Genomic DNA, 19,109 nt, shown 5'->3' on the forward strand with positions numbered 1-19,109 from the left:
ATCCACACGGGCGGGGTCACCGTGGGGTAGGGGTTCACAGCGGTCCGAAGAGCTGGTCGCCGGCGTCGTCGGCCGAGCCGTCGCCGCGGTAGTACTGCGCGGCCGCGGCCATCAGCCGCTCCAGGGTCAGCGTGCCGTCCGGGCCGGCCAGCAGGTCGAAGGTCTGTGCCGCGTGCCGCTCGGGCACGCCGACAGCGGCGATGACCGCGGCGAACTCGTCCCGCCCGACCAGCCCGTCGTCGTCGCGGTCGGCGAAGTGGAAGCCCGCCTCGTAGAGCGGGCCGATCAGGGTGTCGAAGTCCGCGCTCACGTGCAGCACGGCCCGGCGGAACTCGTCCCGGTCGATCACGCCGTCGCCGTCCGTGTCGGCGGTAGCGCGCAGCGCCTGCCAGTAGTGCGTCATCGCGTCGGCATACCGCCGGCCCTTGGCGAGGCTGCGCTCCTCGCCGAACGCGGCGCGCACACGACCGGCCATCAACACGAAGTCGTCCTCCGCGATGACGCCGTCGCCATTCACGTCCAAGAGCGCGAAAAGCCGCTCGTACTTACGGTCCAGCAAAGCCCCCATCATGCCCCTCCACCCTCCCGGAATGACCGCCCGGCCACATCAGGAATTCTCCCCCCGCATATGACCGGCAACCACACTCGATCGAGTGAACCGGCCGCTCGCCGACCCCTCGCCGACCCCTCGTTCGAATGAATTCAGCCTTTCCGGCGCGGCATCCGCCCGCACAGCGCGACCAGCTCGGCCAGTTCCCCGTCGCTCAGCTCGCTGAACGCCGCCTCGCCCGAACCCAGGACGGCGTCGGCGAGTTCGCGCTTGTGCCGCAGCAGCGCGGCGACCTTCTCCTCCACCGTCCCCTCGGCGACCAGCTTGTGCACCTGCACCGCACGGGTCTGCCCGATCCGGTGCGCGCGGTCGGTGGCCTGGTCCTCCACCGCCGGGTTCCACCACCGGTCGTAGTGCACGACATGGCCCGCGCGCGTCAGGTTCAGACCGGTCCCGGCCGCCTTCAAGGAGAGCAGCAGCACCCGTACGGCGCCGCTCTGGAAGGCGTCCACCATCTCCTCCCGCCGGCCGACCGGGGTGCCGCCGTGCAGCAGCAGCGCCCGCACACCGCGCCGGGCGAGGTGCCGCTCGATCAGCCGCGCCATCGCCACGTACTGCGTGAAGACCAGCACCGAGCCGTCCTCGGCGAGCACCGTGTCCAGCAGCTCGTCCAGCAGCGCCAACTTCCCCGACCTGCCGCCGAGTCCCACCCCCTCGGGCTCCTTCAGGTACTGCGCCGGGTGGTTGCACACCTGCTTCAGGCCGGTCAGCAGCTTCATCACCAGCCCGCGCCGGGCCATGCCGTCCGCGCCCTCGATCTCGGCCATCAGCTCCCGGACCAGCGCGTCGTAGAGCGCCGCCTGCTCCTTCGTGAGCGGCACCGGCCGGTCGGTCTCGGTCTTCGGCGGCAGCTCCGGCGCGACCCCCGGGTCGGACTTGCGCCGCCGCAGCAGGAACGGCCGTACCAGCGATGCCAGTTCGCGGGCGGCCCGCGGGTCGCGGTCGCCCTCCACGGCCCGCGCGTAGCGGTCCCGGAAGGCGCCGAGGGTGCCGAGCAGCCCGGGCGTGGTCCAGTCGAGCAGCGCCCACAGGTCCGACAGGTTGTTCTCCACCGGGGTGCCGGTCAGCGCCACCCGGCCGCGGGACGGGATACGGCGCAGGGCCCGCGCGGTGTGCGCGTGCGGGTTCTTGACGTGCTGGGCCTCGTCGGCGACGACCAGCGACCAGGGCCGCGCGGCGAGGAGTTCCGCGTCGCGGCGCATCGTCCCGTACGTGGTCAGCACGAAGCCGCCCGCGGCCACCGCGTCCTGGATGGCCTGTTCACGTCCGCGGCCGTGGAAGCGGGCGACGGGCGCGGTCGGCGCGAACCGGCGGATCTCGCGCTCCCAGTTGCCCAGCAGCGTGGCCGGGCAGACCACCAGCGTCGGGCCCGCGGTGGCCTTGCGCTCCTGGCGGCGCAGGTGGAGCGCGATGAGGGTGACGGTCTTGCCCAGGCCCATGTCGTCGGCGAGGCAGGCACCCAGACCGAGGGACGTCATCCGGTGCAGCCAGTCCAGGCCGCGCAGTTGGTAGCCGCGCAGGGTGGCCGCGAGGGCCTTCGGCGGGTGGCGCGGCTCGCGGGACGCGCGGGCCTCCGGGTCGGCGATCCGTGCGCGCAGCTCCTCCAGCGCCGCGCCCGCGGTGACCTCGACCCGCTCCCCTTCCACGTCCACGCTGCCGGTCAGCGCCGCGCCCAGCGCCTCCACCGGCGTCAGTGACGGGGTGCCGCCTCGGCGCGCGGCCGCCCGCAGCCGCCGTACCAGCTCCGCTTCCAGCGGCACCCACCTGTCCCGCAGCCGTACGACCGGGCGGTGCGTACGGACCAGGTGCTCGACCTCCGCGCCGGTCAGCTCCTCGCCGCCGAGCGCCACCCGCCACCGGAAGTCCAGCAGCCCGCCGGACAGGAAGGACGCGGCCGCGGAGGTCGTGGCGCGGCGCGCGGCGTCCGCCGGTTCCAGTACGCCGGTCGCGGTCAGGCCGCGGACCAGGTCCTTCGGCCAGTGCACCGCGATGCCGCCCGCCGTGAGCCGCTCGGCGGCCGCGCCCAGCAGCTCCCGCGCCTCGCCGTCGGTCAGGTCGAGGGCGGTCGGCGCGGTCGGCACCAGCAGGCGCGCGGCCGGCGGCCACCCGCGCGCCGCCTCCCGCAGCAGCGCCCGCGCGTCCAACCGCGGGTACGGGCCGAACCGTTCGGGCGCCGCGGCCGTACCGGCCCACAGGTCGGCGGCGTCGGCGAGCACCGACGGGTCGGCCGCACTGTGCAGTTGGACCACGGCGCGGAAGGACACGTCCCCGCCGTCCCCGACGGCCCCGCCGGTCACCTCGACGCGGAGCGACACCCGCAGCGCCGGCTCCCGCCGTTCGGGCTCCGGCGGCGCGCCGCGCTCCCGTACGGCCCGCGGCGGGCGCGACGCGTACGGTGCGCCGCCGGCCGCTTCCCGAGCCGCGGGCTTGCGCGTCAACGCGTCGGCCATCGCGTCGAGGAACCCCCGCAGCGTCACCTCGGCGCTCGGCACCGCCACGGGCGCCCCGTCCGCCACCGGTACGGCCCTGGCCCGGTGCGGCATCGCGGCGGCCAGTGCGGCGAGCCGCTCCTCGTCGGCGCGGTCCAACGGACCCATCCGCCACCCGTCGTGGCCCTCGGCCGTCACCCCGGCCACCGCCCGCCCCCGGGCCAGCAGGCCTAGGCCCAGCGTCGCCGCCGCGCCCCAGAACGCCATCCCCTCCGACGCCCGGCCGCTCGCCCCCAGCCCCCGGCAGCGGGTCAGCACCGGCACCGCCTGCTCCACCCCGACGGCCACCGCCACCACCTTTTCCTCCCGCAGCCCGCCCTCCCCGTCCGGGCACACCACCGCCACCCACTCCGGCGGCACCCCCACATCCGCCACCCCCTCCGCGCCCCAGAACACCACCCGCCCCCGCCCCGGCGGCTCCCCCACCACGAACAGCGCCTCCCCACCCGCCAACCCCGCCACCGCGGCCCCCAACCGCCCCCGCTCCACCTCCACCACCTCAAGCACCCCGACCCCCCCTCCATCCGTCCCACCAGGCTAATCACCCCCACCGACAATCCCCCTGGACCCCCGCCTCCGCCTCTGCGCCCGGCGACGGGAGCGCGGAAGCAGCGTGCGGCACGCACCGCGGGGTGCGTCAAGGAAGATCGTCGTTACCCAACGCGATGATGCGAACACTTTCGGTAGGATTCGTCGGCTACCCGCCGATGGCGAAACCCGTCTCTCCCCCCGAGCACCGAGGACACCTGTGAACCCGTACAACTCCCCGGCGGCACGTCGGCCTTGGTGGAGGAAGACTCCCGCCACGCTGGGCGTACTGGCCTTGATCGCCGTCTTCAGCGCGGTCAACGCGGTCCTCGGGTGCCTCGTCATGATCGCGGCAATGGTGCTGGTGTGGGTGCTGCCGCCCTGGCGCTGGTTCGCGAAGCTGGGGGCCATGTTCGGGGCCATCGCGCTCATGACGCTCGGTGCGGCGCTCACGGGCCAGGCAAGCGACACGAGCGCCAGCACGACCGATGCCAAGCCGAAAGCCGCCCCGGGGGCCGCCGCGCCCGCGGCAACGACCCAGGCTGTGCGGACCGTCGACTACACGGGCGAGCCGCTGGACACGGCTGAGGAGCAGGCACGGTCCGCCGGATTCACCACCATCGACCACGACGCCGCCGACAAGGCCCGCACCGTCATCATCCGCGGCGGGTGGAACGTGTGCTTCCAGCAGGCGGACCCGACCGCGAAGACCATCGACTTCGCCGCGGTCAAGACCGACGAGCCCTGTCCGGCGAAGGACGGCGGCCCGCTCCCGTGGCCGGACATGCCGAAGGTCGTGGGCCACACCTACAACGCGGCCGTCAAGATCCTGGAACACGCCCACATCGACCTCACCCGCGCCACGCTCGACGACGTCTACCTCGACGTCACCCCACCCACCGCCACGGAGGCGGCCAAGAACGGCGACGAATGGCGGGTCTGCTTCCAAGACCCGGGCAGCGGCGAGGAGATCACATCCACCACCACCGTCCGGCTCGACCTGGGCAGGTGGAGCGCGTCCGACACAGGCGACCACTGCCCGTCGGCAAAGGACACGACCTACAAGAACCCTGAGGACGATCCGGACCACGCCGGTGACAGCAGCCTGCCGGGCAGCAGTTCCGACTCGTCGGGCTCGACCGGCGGTGGCAGCACATCCCACGCAGCCGGCACCTCGACGGGCGGTTCCTCGTCCACCACCGGCGGCGGCAGCGCTGGCGCGGTGCATCCTGGCGCGTTCTGCTCGCCGCGCGGAGCCACCGGTGTCACCGACCACGGCACCGCCATGGTCTGCGGCCCCGGTTCCGACGGCCGCGACCGCTGGCACTCCTGACCGCCGTCGACCGCGTCGGCGCAGGCGTGGAATACCGCGAGCGGCTGGTCGCGCTGGGCGCCGCCTGGGGCGGGTGAGGGCGGCCCTCGGCGGCGGCCCGGCGCGACGCGGGGGTCAGAGGGTGCGTTCGAGGCGGTCGGCCATCAGCTTGACGAAGCGGGCCGGGTCGGCGAGTTCGCCGCCCTCGGCCAGCAGCGCCATGGAGTGGACGAGCTCGGCCGTCTCCTTGAGGGCCGGGTCGTCCGCCCGCTCGCCGTGGGCTCGGTTGAGGCCGGTCACCAGGGCGTGCTTGGGGTTGAGTTCGAGGATGCGCTTCACCTTGGGCAGCTCCTGGCCCATGGCGCGGTAGATGTTCTCCAGCGCGGGCGTCATGTCATTGGTGTCGGACACGATGCAGGCGGGCGAGACGGTCAGCCGCGAGGACAGCCGCACCTCCTTGACGCTGTCGCCGAGTTCGGCCGTCATCCAGGTGAGCAGCCCGGCGAACTCCTCCTGCTGCTTCTCCCGTTCGCTGCCGGCCTCGGCCTTCTCCTCCTCGGTGCCGAGGTCCACCTCGCCCTTGGCGACCGAGCGGAACTTCCTCCCGTCGAACTCGGGCACGGCGTCCACCCACACCTCGTCGACGGGGTCGGTGAGCAGCAGCACCTCGATGCCCTTGGCCTGGAACGCCTCCATGTGGGGCGAGTTCTCGATGGCCTGCCGGGACTCGCCGGTGAGGTAGAAGATGTGCTCCTGGCCGTCCTTCATGCGCTCGACGTACTGCGCGAGGGTGGTCGGCGCGTCCTTGTCGTGGGTGGTCGCGAAGGAGGACACCCCGAGGATCGCCTCGCGGTTGTCGGTGTCGTCGAGCAGCCCCTCCTTGAGCACCCGCCCGAACTCGCGCCACAGGGTGGCGTACCGGTCGGGCGCGGCGGACATCATGTCCTTCACCGTCGACAGGACCTTCTTCGCCAGGCGGCGGTGCATCAGCTGGATCTGGCGGTCCTGCTGGAGGATCTCGCGTGAGACGTTGAGCGACAGGTCCTGCGCGTCCACGACGCCCTTGACGAACCGCAGGTACGACGGCATCAGCGCTTCGCAGTCGTCCATGATGAACACGCGCTTCACATACAGCTGCACACCGCGCTGGTAGCCCTGCATGAAGAGGTCCTGCGGGGCGTGCGAGGGGATGAACAGCAGCGCCTGGTACTCGAAGGTGCCCTCGGCCTGGAGGCGGATGACCTCCAGCGGGTCGATCCAGTCGTGGCTGATGTGCTTGTAGAGCTCGTGGTACTCCTCGTCGGTCACCTCATCCCGCGACCGGGCCCACAGCGCCTTCATGGAGTTGAGCACTTCCGGCTCGGCGGCAGCCGCGGACTCCCCGCCCGACTCGCCGTCGCCGGTCTCGGCGTCCCCGTCACCGTCGCCGGACTCCGCCGCCGCGGGCGCCGGCTGCGCGGCCATCCGGATCGGCCAGGTGATGAAGTCCGAGTACCGCTTGACGATGTCGCGGAGCTTCCACGCCGACGTGTAGTCGTGCAGCTGGTCCTCGGCGTCCTCCGGCTTGAGCCGCAGCAGGATCGACGTGCCCTGCGGCGCGTCCTCGACGGTCTCCACGGTGTACGTGCCCTCGCCGTCGGACACCCAGCGGGTGCCCTGGGACTCGCCGGCGCGCCGTGTCAGCAGCGTCACCTCGTCGGCCACCATGAAGCTCGCGTAGAAGCCCACGCCGAACTGGCCGATCAGGCCCTCCGTGGCCGCGGCGCCCTCGGTGTCCTTCAGCTCCCGAAGGAACTTCGCGGTGCCCGAGTTCGCGATCGTGCCGATGAGTTGGACCACCTCGTCGCGCGACATGCCGATGCCGTTGTCCCGCACGGTGAGTGTGCGGGCCTGCGGGTCGGCCTCGAGCTCGATGTGGAGGTCGGAGACGTCCGCGCCGAGCGAGTCGTCGCGGAGGGCTTCGAGCCGCAGCTTGTCGAGGGCGTCGGAGGCGTTGGAGACGAGTTCCCGCAGGAACACGTCCTTGTTGGAGTAGATCGAGTGGATCATCAACTGGAGGAGCTGGCGCGCCTCCACCTGGAACTCGAACGTCTCGGTCGACATCGTCCGTTGGTCCTTCACAGATCACCGGGTGGCAGGTCCTGACCTCAGCACTGTAGATCAGCCGGGCCGCTCGCGACCGGCCCACCGGGCAACGGCCCCGCGGGCAGCGCGCCCGCGGAGCCGTCGGGCGACCGCTCGGCCGCCCTGTCTCACGCGTACACGCCGAACTCGTACAGCGAGTAGCCGTATCCGGTCCCGCGCTGGGTGCCCAGCACCCGGACGTAGCGCCCGGCACCGTTCACATCGATGTCGTCGATCGCTCCGTCACCGTCGGTGACCGACTTCACCGTCGTCCAGTTGACGCCGTCGTCCGAGGTCTGGATGTCGTACGCCTTCGCGTACGCCGCCTCCCAGTACAGCTGCACATGCGTGAACGCGGTGTGCTGGCCCAGGTCCACCTGGAGCCACTGCGGGTCGCTCCAGTCGCTGGACCAGCGGGTGGCGGTGTTGCCGTCGACCGCGTCGGCCGCGGTGCAGGGGCAGCCGCCGGTCGGGTCGGTCTGGAACGAGGACGCCGTGGCGGGCTTGTTCAGCGCCACATCGGTGCCGGACACCTTCGGGGGCACCACCTTCAGCGACTTCGCGCCGTAACTGACGTTGCCGTGGCCGTCGGTGGCCTTGACGTAGACCTTCCACACGCCCGGCCGGTCGGGTGCCTTGGCGGTGAGGGTGTTGCCGTTGACGGTGGCGGCCACCGGGGTGAGCGCGCCGTTGTTGTCAAGGTAGATGCTGCTGTAGAGCACCTGGTAGCTGATCTGCTCGTGCTCCGGGTCCGTGGTGTCGGTGCTGATCGTCACGTCACCGCCGGCGGGCACCCCGTCGGTGGCGCCGCTGACGGTCATGTCCGAGACCAGCGGCGGCTGGTCGTCCCCGGACGTGTCACCGCCGTACGCCTTCTTCACCGCGTAGTACGACGGGCGTTTGAGGCCGTCGGGCACCAGGTTGAACCAGATGCCGCCGAAGTCGTCCTCGGTGCCGTAGTGGAAGAGGGTGGCGCCGAGTGCGACGCCCTGGTGGCTGGTGACGCAGTTCCAGGCGGTGGTGTAGCCGTCGGCCTTCTGCTGGTCGGTCGGCTCGTCGGGCACGCCGTTCGCGTCGTTCGGCACCTCCCAGGAGCCGGCCGGGCCGCCCTCGGTGACGATGTACGGCTTGTCGTAGCCGCCCGCCTCCCAGGCCGACTTGACGTTGCAGACGTCCTTGTAGGAGTTGACGGCGTACAGGTCCAGGTCCGGCGCGTACTTCTTGTAGTACGGCCAGGCGCCGGTCCACGCGTCGGTGGAGGTCACGGGGTGGTCGGGGTCGACGGCGTGGATCTTCTGCGCGATCTGGTCGACGAAGCTGACGTACGCGGCGCGCTGCTGCTCCAACGCGTCGCCGCTGTAGCAGTTCTGGAGTCCGAGCACCGACTCGTTGCCGACGTCCCACATCAGCACGCCCGGGTTGTCCTTGTAGGTGTCCACCCACTTGGGGAACTCGGCGAGCATGTCGTTCTTGTAGGTGTCGTCCGTCAGGTAGTCGACGCAGCCGCCCGAGCCCGGGCCGCCGCCGGGCTGGAGCCAGAAGCCGGCGATCACCTTGATGCCGTTGGCCGCGGCCGCGTCGAACAGCGGCGCGCTGGTCGCGTCGGTGCCCCAGGTGCGGACCGTGTTGACGCCCGCCTTCGCCAGGTCCGGCAGGTCCTGCGCCGCGTCGGTCGCGGCCGGCCCCCACGTCAGGCCCTTCACCTCGTACGGGGCGCCGTCGACGGTGAGTTGCCAGTGGCCCTGCGAGCCGGTCACCTTGACCACGGACCCGGCCGCGTGAGCGGCGGGCGCCTGGATCACGGCGAGCCCGGCGACGGCGAGCGCGGTCGCCGCGAGCGGGGCGACCGCGCGTCGCGCCCGCCCCTTCCGGAAGGGTCGTTGCATGTGTCTTCCTCCTTGGTACGAGCTTTGGTACGAGCTCGGCACGAAACACTGGGAGAGCGCTCTCCCGAAGGGCGTGGAACGGCGCCCTCCGGGAGAGACCCGCGCACGGGTTACGGGATCAACTCGTAGTTGCTGTCGAGCACGGCGCCCTTGCCGGGCTGGCTCTGGTCGTAGCCGTGGTCGTCGCACTGCAACCCGCCGTTGATGCAGTGGGTGACCATGGCGGCCAGCGTGGCGTCGTCCCAGTCGGCGAAGAAGTCGTAGTGGAAGGAGAAGCCCGCCCCGCTTGCGAGGTGGACCTGCGACATGTCGCCGTTGACCGGGAAGGCCATCTTGAACTCGATCATCGGCAGCGCCACCGGGTGGTCGGCCGGGCAGACGTTCTGGTTGGCGCCCGACGGGACCGGATACGCCATGTGGCTCTGGTGGTCCGGCGTGTCCAGGTGGATGCCGTCCCAGCAGCTGGGCGCCTGGAGGCGGATGTTGAGCTGCACGTCAGGGGTGTCGGGACAGGAGACGGGGATGTCGAAGTTCCCGTAGCTGTTCCCGCACTCCCAACCCTCCACCGTGCCCTTGAGGTTCTGGAACTGCTCCTTGGTCTGCATCGGGTTGCCGACCACGAACCGCAGCCCCTTGGGGAACGGCCGGACGCTGGTGTAGTCGTTGACGCCCGACTTGTAGTAGATCGTCTGCGGGCCGATCGGCAGGATCTTCTGGTCGCCGTTGAACATGCTCGGCATCCAGTAGGCCGACTTGTCGCCGGGCGCGTTGCACGTGGTGCCGCTCGCCGCCTCCAGCGAGGCGGTCGTCGAGTCGGCGTTCGTGCTGACGTTGCCCATGAAGGTGTGGTCGTGCGACTTGCCCGGCTGCCCGGGGAAGACGATCGGGTCGTCCGGCAGCGTGTGGGACGGCGCGCACTTCGCCTGGAACTCGTGGAAGTACGCGTGCGGCGGGTCGTACGTCGACGGCGTCACCCCGGTGACCGGCGGGTCGGCCATGATGTAGCCGTCCCCGTCGGGGTCGTCGCCCGACGTCTGCGTGGACACCGGCATGTCCATCGCCGCCGCCGTGCCGGCGTGGTGCGCCGCGGTGTGCGACGACGGTGCGGCGGAAGCGTTTCCGGTGAGTGCCACCGCACCCCCCACCGCGGTCATCGCGAGCGCTATGAGCAGCCCTGGAAGCTTTCTGGACCTGCGTGCCATGGGAACTCCTCGTCCTCCCGGCTCCGGTGGATGTCCTCGCGCGGCCGCTCCGCCCGAGGGTGCCCGCGGTGCGGCCGACAACGCGGTGAAGAGTTCGGAGAGCGCTCTCCCGCGTCACGGCATGTTGCGCTTCCGGTTCGGGGGTGTCAACAGTTCTTGAAGTCGCTGGTGCGGAGCGGCCCGTCGTGCAAGGGCACCTGCGGGGTGCTGGCCTGGCGCTTCACAGGTCGTGGCGATGTCGTGAAGGTTGTGGAGGAAGCATGGGGAGCCCTCTTCCGCATGCTGTGCGGGAGTTGGGGCGGGCGGGGCTCAGGGTGCGAACGGTGGCGGCCAGGGCGGGCGGCGTACCGGCCGTACGGGCCTCGGTGGTGTACGGCGCCGGGCTGCCGGGTCGTACACCACCGCGGCCCCGAAAGGCACGGGTCGGGGCTCGTCCGTCACTCCGCCGCCGTGGTCACCGCGAGGGCCGCGGAGCGCACGTCCGGGTCCGGGTGGCGGCGCAGGGTGCGCAGGCGGGCGCGCCAGTCCTCGCTCCAGCCGGTGCGGACGCCGAGCGCCTGGGTGACGGCCACCGCGAACTGCCCTTCCGCGGCCTGCCCGTCGGCCGCACTGAGGCGGTCGACGGCGGCCAGGAGCGCGAGCGGGTCGCCCGGGCGGCGGGTGGTGCCGAGCCGGGCGCGCAGGACGCCCGCGATGTGCGCGGCGAGCACCGGCCGGCGGCGCAGCGGTGCGGCCAGGAGCTCCAGCGACTCGACCAGCGCCGCGGGCGGTTCGGCGTCCAGGTCGAGGGCGAGGGCGGCGAGATGGGCACCCTGGTGCACGAAGTCGTCGTGGGCACTCAGGAGTTCGCCTGCACGGCGGACGGCGGCGCGGGTGGCCCGGCCGCCGGTGGCGGACACGGTGCCGGTCAGCCGCTGCACGAGGTGGTCGATCCGCTGCCGGGCGGGCCGGTCCCGTTCGTCGGCGGCGTCCAGTCCGCGGGCGGCGGCCTGCGCGTCGTCCGCCACGAGGCGGGCGAGGGCGTCCAGGAGCGGCCGGGCGCCGTCGGCGCCGCGGGCGAGCGACACCAGTCCGTCGGCGGCCGGCCGCCAGGATGTCCGGTTGCCCTGGTCGACCGCCGAGGCGACCAGGAGCGGTGCGGCCTCGGGGTACCAGGGCGACCAGGCGGCGAGCCGGCCGGTGGCCGCGTCGGCGGTCTCCTGGTCCGCGGAGTCCCGGACCCGTGCCACCAGCCGTGCGTAGCGGGCGCGTTCGGCCGGGGGCAGTTCGAAGGGCGCGGTGCGCAGGATCGCGCCCTGGGTGACCGGTGCCCCGGCGGCGGCCTGTTCGAGCAGTTCCCATGCGGCGGGTGTGCGCAGCAGCCGCCCGGCCACGAACGGCACGCACGCGGCCCGCACGTCCGGGTGCTGCTCCTGGAGGCCGTAGGCGGCCGCGACCAGCGCGCTCGCCGCCTCGACGGGCAGGCGGGTGGCCGCGAGCCGGATCATCTCCTTGCGGCTGGTGACCTTGGCCGCCGGCGGCGGGGTGCCGTCGGGCGCGGGCAGCAGCGCGGCCCGCAGCGCCGCCTCCAGCCGTGACGGGGCGACGAAGCGCGCCGCGCGCCCCGCCGCGTACAGCGCGACCCGCGCCCGGTCGTCGCCGGCGTGGGCGAGCAGCAGCGGGAGCGCTTCGGCGGGCCGGTCGGTCCAGGGCAGGGCGCCGAGCGCGGCCTCGGCGAGCACCGTGTCGGTGGCGCCGAGGTGGCGGCGTACGACGTCGAACCCGGCGTCCGGGATCGTGGCCGCGTCGCGGATGTACCCGGCCCGCTGGTAGGTGGGCAGCGATGCCTCGCCCGCGGCTCGCCGCAACAGCCGTGCCGCGGCCTGCTGCTGGCGCGGCAGCCACCGGTGGGCGCTGTCGGTGGGCGGCAGCCAGCGCGTGCCGGGGGTCAGGAAGCGGCCGTAGGGCGGCCGGTCGCCCAGCACCGTGTCGAGCAGGTCGGTGCGGTGGCGGGCGAGGACGTGCAGCACCGGGGCGAGGACGGCGGCGGACGGTTCGAGTTCCAGCACCCGCACGGCCCGCTCGCTGCGGGTCCGCGGGTCGTCCAGCCACAGGTCGACGGCGGTGCGTACCGTCGTGCTGTTGCCGAACTGCACGGCCTGCCACAGGAGTTCCTGGAGCTGGGGCATGTGGCGCGCCCGGCGGCCCAGGGCCCGGGCCAGCGCGAAGGTCAGCGTGTGGTCGACCCGGTCCGCGCCCGCCTCCAGCCAGGGCCGCAGTACGTCGAAGACCTGGAACTCCTGCCCTCGGCGGAGCACTTGGTCCAGCCGGCCGAGGTTCGCGCCACCGGTGCCGCCCGAGAGCCGGGCGAGGATCTTCAACGCGGCGGCGACCAGTCGCTCTTCACCGCTGACCGCGTGCTCCCGCAGCAGTGCGACGGCCAGCCGGGACAGCGCGTGCCGGGTGCCGTACGAGCTGTCCCGCGCCTCCACGGCGTCGGCGGCGATCCGGTCGAGCGCGTCGGCATCGGTACCGGTGAACAGCCGCGCCGGGACGCGCGCGAGGGCCGCGAGCGCGGGTGTGCGGACCGGCTCCTGCTCGTTGCGCAACCTCCCGAGTTCGCCCACGAGTTCGGCCACCGCGGCCGGGTCGCCCGACCGGGCGGCGTTGGCCGCCAGCAGCGGGTACGCCTGTGCGCGGTCCTCGGCCGCGGGCCGGCGGGTGGCGGCCAGCAGCCGCGGGCGTGCCTCGGCGGGGGGCAGGTGGGCGACGGCGGCCAGCACCACCTGCCAGGCCGCGCCGGCGCGTTCGAGCTGCCCGGCCGTCCGCCGCGCCTCTGCCTGGGCGCGCGGGCGCGGCAGCACCTCGAGCAGCGCGTCGGACAGTTCGGTGCGCGACAGGTCCTGCCCCGCGGTGGCGGCGTCGTAGCAGGACGCGCGGCGGGAGGGCGGCAGGGCGCGCAGCAGGTGGGCGAGGGCGTCCTGCCGGTGGCTCCAGGCCCGGGCGAGGTCGGCCAGTTCGGGCGGGTCGCAGCGGGCGATCCGCGCCAGGGCGGCACGGGATACCAGGTCGCTCGCGGGGGCGGCGGCGCGGCGGGGCGCGGTGATCAGCCGGATCGTACGGCCCGGCTCCGCCCTGGCCAGCAGCCCGAGGATGCTCCGCACCGGCGTCGGGAGCCGGGGCGGGCAGTGCGCGTCCAGCAGGTCGAGGACGCGCGCGGGGCGGGCCTTCGCGACGGCGGGGAACACGTCGGCGTTGCGGGCCCACCAGGCGGCGCGGGACTGCTGCGGCAGCTCGGCGAGTTGGCGCTCCACCTCGGCCAGCACCTGGTCGGGGTGGCTGCGGCCGAGCGCCTGCCAGTTCACCACCGCCCGGAACAGCTCGGGCAGCAGCCGCGCCACCGTCGCGCCGCCGCAGCCGGGCAGCAGCCGGGCCGCCTCCTCGTCGTCCCACAACTCCCGTACGGTCGGCAGCAGTCGCTCGGCCAGCGCGGTCCGGCCGCCGGCCACGACGACGTGGGCGAGTCGGCGCCGGGCGTCCTGCGGTGCGTCGTGCACCGCGCGGGCCAGTGCGTCGTCGCGGAGCGGCAGCCGGACCGCCGCCTTCTGCGCGTGGCGGCGCACCGCGGGGTCCGGGTCGAGGAGGCGGTGCTCCAGGAACTCCAGGTCCCGCCCGGCGACCGCCGCGGTGCCCGCCAGCCGGCGGCCGTAGCTGCCGCGGCGGTCCAACTCGTGGAGCGCGGCCCGCAGGTCGGGTGGACCGGCTCCCGCCGGACGCCGCGCCTGCTCCCGCGCCCAGGCGGCGAGGTGCCGCATCCGCTCGCCGTGGGGCAGCGGGTCGACAGCGGCGAGCAGTTCGTCGACGGCGGCGCGTACGGACCCGGGTGCGTGGGTCATGCGGTGGTCCTCCAAGCGGTCGGTCGGCAAGGCCCAGGCGGCGGGTTCGGCGGCGGGAGTCCAGGCGGCCGGGGGGGAGCAGGGTTGGGTTGGGACAGGGCGGGGTGGGGCAGGGCGGTTCAGGCGGCCGGGGTGAGGGTGAGATAGGCGATGCCGAGGTAACCGCGGTAGCCGCGCAGCCAGTTGGCGCGGTGGGCATCGAGGCGGGCGCGGGTCTCGGCGGCGAGCGGGTGGCCGGGGTGCGCGGCGAGCCAGTCCTCGGTGTCGGACTGGTAGCCGGACTCGAAGGCGTCCCACTCGTCGGCGTTCGCGGTCTCGATCCAGGAGGGGCGGAACCCGGCGGCCACCGCGAGGTCCACCAGCCCGGCGAGGTCGGGCAGTTCGCCGGCGGACGCGCCGGGCCACATCGCGGCGAGCCGGTCCGGCGGCGGGGGCTGCTCCCAGAAGCCCTCGCCGTACAGCACGCGGCCGTTCGGGGTCACCAGGCCGCGCAGAGCCTGAAGTGCCGCCTTGATGTGGCCGGGCGGGCTCTGGTCGGTGAGCGCGTGCCCGGCACCCAGGCACAGGACGAGGTCGGCGGGCCCGCGGGTGGTGCCGATGCCCGACTCCTCGACGAAGGCCACGCGGTCGGCCAGGCCGCGCTGCTCGGCGGCCGCACGGCCGCGCGCGAGGTCCTCGGCGTTCAGGTCGACGCCGACACCGGTCGCGCCCGGCACCGCCTCGAGCACCGGGAGCATGAACGCGCCCCAGCCGCAACCGATGTCGAGCACGGTCCGCGGCGGCGCGGTGCCGGCCAGCCGGTCGATGATGGCCGCCGCACGGGCGTCGGAGAGCGGCCCGTGGAAGGTCAGCCGGGTCAGGCGCGGCGGTGTGCCGTGGTTGTTGCCGTGATCGTTGCCGTGGTGCTGGTCCATGGGCGGGCACGCTATGCGGCCGACCGGGCCGACCGGAAGCGGTTTTCGACTGGGCACGCGGACGGCGGGCGCCGCGCTCAGCCCTGGGCCGCGGTGCGCGGCTCGCGCCACATCGGGTACATGTGCGGCCCGCCGGGCAGTTCCACCGCGGTGCCGAGGAAGCCGTACCCGAGGCGCTCGTACAACCCGCGGCTGCGCGGACTGCTCGCTTCGAGGTACGCCGGCAGCCCGTCGCGGTCGCACCGCCGCAGCGTGTTGTTGATCAAGGCGGCGCCAACGCCTCGCCCGCGTACGGACGGTGCGACGGCGATCATCATCAGGTACGCGTGGGCGCGGTCCCTGGGGTGGGTCGCCGAGGTGAGGCGGGCGATCTGCTCCACCCGTTCGTTGCCGGGGTCGACCGCCTCGCGGAAGCGCGCCGGGTCGTCCGGGTCACCGTGGTCGCCCGCCTCCACCGGCACCCACAGCGCGCACCCGGTGCCGTCCTCGGTGACGTCCGTCCAGCCCTCGGCGAGCGAGATGTCCAGGAAGGCGCCCATCAGGGTGCCGTGGCTGCGGCGGAACCGCTCGGGGTCGGGGAACACCCAGTTGCTCACCGGGTCCTGCGCGAAGCCCTCGTCCAGCAGCTTCACCACGGCCGCCCGGTCGTCCGCCCCGGCCCTGCGTATCGCCACACCCATCGCGCGCCCGCCTTCCGTCCGCCGTCGGTCCGTCCGCGTTCCGTCCTGGCCGCGTCTGTGCGCCCCCGGTGCCCCGTCCCGCACCTCGCAACACGTAAGGGGCGGGCGGCGGTTGCAGCCTATGCGGTGGGCGGCGGCGCGGTCAGGCGGTTCGGGAGGCGGCGGCTTTCCCGCCCTGGGCTCCGGGCTGGGCCTCGTCATGTGCTCCGGTCCGCGCCTGGCCGCGGGCTCCGGGCAGCGCCTCGGTGCGGGCCTCGAGGGCGCGCAGCACCGCCACCATGTCGGCCCCGCCGTGGCCGAGTTGCGCGGTCTGGGCGAAGAGGCCGTGGCAGACGTCGAGCAGCGGTGAGGCGATTCCCGCCTGCCTGGCGGCTGCCGCGATCAGCTCGTTGTTCTTCAGCACGTCCAGCACCCCTGCCTGCACGGCGAAGTCGTCGTCCCTGAGCTTCGGCGCCTTCATCCGAGACACCCCGCTGGCCATCGGCCCGGCGTCGACCACGGCGAGGAAGCGCTCGCGGTCCAGCCCGTGCCGCTCGGCGAAGTGGAACGCCTCCACCAGCCCGGTGACGGTGGTGATCAGGAAGATGTTCACCGCCAGCTTGGTCAGCAGCGCCTCGGGCACGTCCCCGCACACGAACACCTCGTGGCACATGGGCGCGACCAGTTCGCGTACGGTCCGGACGTCCTCCTCGTCCCCGGCGAGCATCGCCACCAACCGCCCCTGTTCCGCGGGCACCCGGGAGCCCGAGACCGGCGCCTCCACGTAACCACCGCCCGCCGCACGGATGTCGGCGCCCAACTCCCGGGAGTACTCCGGCGCGGTCGTGCCCATGTGGACGATCACCCGCCCGGCCACGCGCGCGGCGAAGTCCGGGGTGCCGCGGCCGAGTACGGCGTCCATGGCGGCGCCGTCGGAGAGCATGAGCAGCACCGTACGGCAGCGCCGGAGCACGTCGGCCGGGTCCGCGGCGACGCTCGCCCCGGCGGCGCGAAGCGGCTCGCACCGGTCCGGGCTGCGGTTCCACACCACGAGCGGGACGCCGGCCCGGGCGAGGTTGAGCGCCATGGGCTGCCCCATCACGCCGAGGCCGATGAAGCCCGTACGGCCGCCCGCGCCTTCCGTACCGCCCGCGTGACCTGCGTTCATCCCGGTCCTCCCCGCCTCGTCCGCCCCCGCTTGCGATCTATGACAGCCGTCATAATACTGGGAGCTATGACGAACGTCATAACGGGTGCGGCGTCGAGTACGCCCAGCCCCGGTCCCGGCCCCGCTCTCCGATGGCGGGTCGAGGCCGCACGACCGCAGGACGGCCCCGTACTCGACGGGCTCTTCGCACGCTGCTCGGCCGAGACCGTACGGCTGCGCTTCTTCGGCCGGCTGCGGGAACTGCCCCGCTCGTACCTGGACGCGGTGCTCGCCGGCCGACCCGAGCGGCATGACGCGGTGATCGCCTACCCGCAGGAGCCCTTCCCGCCCGGCAGCCCGTCTGTGTACGGCGGTTGCCCGGCGCCCGTGGGCCTCGGCAGCCTGGCGACGGAGTGGGCGGACGGCCCAGGAGCGGCGCCGTACCCCGGCCCCCTGGGCGAGTTGGGGCTGCTGGTGGTCGACGGCTGGCAGCGGCGCGGGGCCGGCGCGGCCATGCTCGACGTGCTGCTCGACCGGGCCCGGGCGCGCGGCACCCGGCTGGTGTCGGCGTCGGTGCTCCCGGGCCGGCAGGCGCTGCTGGGCACGCTGGGCCGGCGGCTGCGGCCGGTGCGGATGTCGCGCGCGACCGACACGTTGACCGGCGTCTATAGGCTGGACCCGGCGGAGTGGACGGAGGCGGGAGACGGTGGGAGCGGGTACAGCGGACACGGCGAACTCGGCTGACGCGGCGGACACGGCTGACGCGGTGGACGCGGCGGACACGGCTGACGCGGTGGACGCGGTGGACGCGGTGGACGCGGTGGACGCGGTGGACGCGGTGGACGCGGTGGACGCCACCGCGATGGTGGACGGGCCGGGGCGCGGCGGCAATTCGACGGCGGGCGGGTCCGATCGGGCGGGCGGCCCGCCGGCGCGTACGTACGGCCCACGCGAGCGGATGGTGTTCAGCGCGGCCCAACTCATCCGCCGCGACGGGGTGAACGCGACCGGCATGCGCGAGGTGGCCGCCCACGCGGGTGCGCCGCGCGGCTCGCTCCAGCACTACTTCCCCGGCGGCAAGGAGCAGTTGGTCAACGAGGCGGTGGCGTGGGCCGGCCGGTACGCCGCCGGGCGGGTCGACCGCTTCCTGGCCGAGGTGGCCGAACTGGCCGAGCCGTCGCCGAGCGCGCTGTTCACCGCGATGGTCGGGCAGTGGACGCGGGAGTTCGACGCCGACGGGCTCCGCGCGGGCTGCCCGGTGGCCGCGGCGACCGTCGACTGCGCGGAGTCCGCCGCGTCCACCCGCGAGGCCGCCGCTGCCGCCTTCGCCACCTGGAACGCACCTCTCGCCGCCGCCCTCACCGACCTCGGCGTACCCGCCGCGCAGGCGCCCGCGCTCGCCACCCTCATGATCAGCGCGCTCGAAGGGGCCCTGCTCATCGCCCGGGCCGAGCAGTCGCCCGCCCCCCTGCACACGGTCGCGCGCGAACTCGGCCCGCTCCTCGACCTGCGCGCGGGGCTGCCGGAGCGCCCGGCCGCGGACTGAGCCGCCCGCGGCCCGCCGCACCACGCCCGCACATGCGCCGGCGTCCCGCACGCACATCCGCGCCCTCGCCCGCCTCATCCGGCAATGCGCCGTTATGTCCCCTAAAGTTGCCCTGGAACAGGAACAGGAACAGGAACAGGAACAGGAACAGGAACTGGAAGTGGCAGGGGAAGTGGCAGGGGCCGGGCCGCGCGCCCGGCGGCGGATTCCGCGGCCCGACCGCGGGACACAGCGGGTAAGGAGCAGGCCATGACGGAGCCGGCCGCCGAGCAGAGCGAGGCCACGAGCGCGCCCACCAGCGAGTCCGCGACGGAGCACGGGCGCATCGTGGTCGGCGTCGACGGCTCCGACCCCTCCCTGCACGCGCTGCGCTGGGCCGACCGGCAGGCGGTGCTGACCGGGGCGACGCTGGAGGCGGTGACGGCGTGGGAGATGCCCGCGTCGTTCGGCTGGGGCGGGGCGGTGCCGGGCCTCCCGGAGGACTACGACCTGGGCGCGTCGGCGGCGCAGGCGCTCCGCGAGGCGATCGAGCAGGCGCTGCCGCCCGCCCGTGCCGCCGAGGTCAGCCCGGTCACCGTCATGGGCAACCCGGCGCAGGTCCTCCTCGACCGCGGCGAGGGGGCGGAGCTGATCGTGGTCGGCGTCCGCGGCCGCGGCACCTTCCGCGCGACGCTGCTGGGGTCGGTGAGCCACACCGTGACGCTGCACGCGGCCTGCCCGGTCGTGGTGGTGCGCGGCGAGGCGCAGCAGGCCGACTGAGCCGGACGCAACCGGACCCGCCACTCCGATCCGCGGCTCCGATCCGCCACTCCGACCC

13 protein-coding genes are annotated in these 19,109 nt (G+C 73.9%); 4 read left to right on the plus strand and 9 right to left on the minus strand.

Features of this window, described 5'->3' with window-relative positions; genetic code table 11:
- Nucleotides 1-34 precede the first annotated feature (34 nt).
- Nucleotides 35-568, minus strand: a complete 534-nt coding sequence (locus WA788_RS29395; RefSeq protein ID WP_335982473.1) for an EF-hand domain-containing protein — start codon at nt 566-568, stop codon at nt 35-37.
- A gap of 134 nt (nt 569-702) precedes the next feature.
- Nucleotides 703-3,606: a DEAD/DEAH box helicase gene (locus tag WA788_RS29400; RefSeq protein ID WP_335982398.1), complete on the minus strand. Its 2,904-nt coding sequence runs from the start codon at nt 3,604-3,606 to the stop codon at nt 703-705.
- 316 nt (nt 3,607-3,922) lie between these two features.
- Between WA788_RS29400 and WA788_RS29405 the strand changes: the two genes are divergently transcribed.
- Nucleotides 3,923-4,960, plus strand: a complete 1,038-nt coding sequence (locus WA788_RS29405) for a PASTA domain-containing protein (RefSeq protein WP_335982400.1) — start codon at nt 3,923-3,925, stop codon at nt 4,958-4,960.
- A gap of 114 nt (nt 4,961-5,074) precedes the next feature.
- On the opposite strand, the gene htpG is transcribed toward WA788_RS29405, so the two are convergent.
- The 7 genes from htpG to WA788_RS29440 form a co-directional block, all read right to left on the minus strand.
- The gene (gene htpG / locus WA788_RS29410) at nt 5,075-7,042 is read right to left on the minus strand and encodes a molecular chaperone HtpG (protein ID WP_335982401.1); all 1,968 of its coding nucleotides are present in this window, start codon (nt 7,040-7,042) and stop codon (nt 5,075-5,077) included.
- Between the two features lie 149 nt (nt 7,043-7,191).
- Complete coding sequence (locus tag WA788_RS29415) at nt 7,192-8,949, minus strand: discoidin domain-containing protein (RefSeq protein WP_335982403.1); 1,758 nt, start codon at nt 8,947-8,949, stop codon at nt 7,192-7,194.
- Between the two features lie 110 nt (nt 8,950-9,059).
- On the minus strand, nt 9,060-10,151 hold the full coding sequence (locus tag WA788_RS29420) for a DUF1996 domain-containing protein (RefSeq protein WP_335982405.1): 1,092 nt from the start codon (nt 10,149-10,151) through the stop codon (nt 9,060-9,062).
- Nucleotides 10,152-10,588: 437 nt separating this feature from the next.
- On the minus strand, nt 10,589-14,026 hold the full coding sequence (locus tag WA788_RS29425) for a hypothetical protein (RefSeq protein WP_335982407.1): 3,438 nt from the start codon (nt 14,024-14,026) through the stop codon (nt 10,589-10,591).
- Between the two features lie 119 nt (nt 14,027-14,145).
- Nucleotides 14,146-14,940, minus strand: coding sequence for an SAM-dependent methyltransferase (locus tag WA788_RS29430; RefSeq protein ID WP_335982408.1), 795 nt, complete (start codon nt 14,938-14,940; stop codon nt 14,146-14,148).
- 77 nt (nt 14,941-15,017) lie between these two features.
- On the minus strand, nt 15,018-15,620 hold the full coding sequence (locus WA788_RS29435) for a GNAT family N-acetyltransferase (RefSeq protein WP_335982409.1): 603 nt from the start codon (nt 15,618-15,620) through the stop codon (nt 15,018-15,020).
- A 142-nt stretch (nt 15,621-15,762) separates the two neighbouring features.
- On the minus strand, nt 15,763-16,767 hold the full coding sequence (locus WA788_RS29440) for an NAD(P)-dependent oxidoreductase (protein WP_335982410.1): 1,005 nt from the start codon (nt 16,765-16,767) through the stop codon (nt 15,763-15,765).
- Nucleotides 16,768-16,833: 66 nt separating this feature from the next.
- Between WA788_RS29440 and WA788_RS29445 the strand changes: the two genes are divergently transcribed.
- The 3 genes from WA788_RS29445 to WA788_RS29455 all read left to right on the plus strand — a co-directional run bounded on the left by WA788_RS29445 (nt 16,834) and on the right by WA788_RS29455 (nt 19,051).
- On the plus strand, nt 16,834-17,490 hold the full coding sequence (locus WA788_RS29445; RefSeq protein WP_335982412.1) for a GNAT family N-acetyltransferase: 657 nt from the start codon (nt 16,834-16,836) through the stop codon (nt 17,488-17,490).
- 214 nt (nt 17,491-17,704) lie between these two features.
- Nucleotides 17,705-18,292: a TetR/AcrR family transcriptional regulator gene (locus tag WA788_RS29450; RefSeq protein ID WP_335982475.1), complete on the plus strand. Its 588-nt coding sequence runs from the start codon at nt 17,705-17,707 to the stop codon at nt 18,290-18,292.
- Between the two features lie 249 nt (nt 18,293-18,541).
- Nucleotides 18,542-19,051, plus strand: a complete 510-nt coding sequence (locus WA788_RS29455) for a universal stress protein (protein ID WP_335982414.1) — start codon at nt 18,542-18,544, stop codon at nt 19,049-19,051.
- Nucleotides 19,052-19,109 lie beyond the last annotated feature (58 nt).

Source organism: Streptomyces sp. CA2R106 (assembly GCF_037034245.1).
GTDB lineage: Bacteria > Actinomycetota > Actinomycetes > Streptomycetales > Streptomycetaceae > Actinacidiphila.